This window comes from Photobacterium sp. R1 (assembly GCF_054600795.1).
The window spans coordinates 1-246 of sequence record NZ_BAAHZP010000840.1 but is presented as its reverse complement, the minus strand read 5'-3'; the positions used below and the strand labels follow the sequence as shown (position 1 = coordinate 246).

Below are 246 nucleotides of genomic sequence, written 5' to 3'. Positions count from 1 at the left end.
CAGCTGGCGGGCTGACAAGGCCAGACCCTGCGCATGATTGCCCGCTGACGCCGCAATCACACCTGCCTGGCGTTGTGCAGCGCTCAGCTGAGACATCAGGTTGTAAGCGCCACGAAGTTTGAATGAGTGCACTGGCTGGCGGTCTTCGCGCTTGATCTGGATGCGGTTCCCCAAACGCTTGGATAACCTTTCCATGTCCTGAAGCGGAGTGACCAGCGCCACTTCGTACACCGGGGCGCGCAGTGT

At 60.6% G+C, this 246-nt stretch carries 1 protein-coding gene; it reads right to left on the bottom strand.

Annotated elements, in window-relative coordinates:
- Positions 1-243: pyridoxal-phosphate dependent enzyme (locus ACYP03_RS27445; protein ID WP_459782867.1), on the bottom strand; the 243-nt coding region annotated here is incomplete at its 3' end.
- Positions 244-246: the final 3 nt, after the last annotated feature.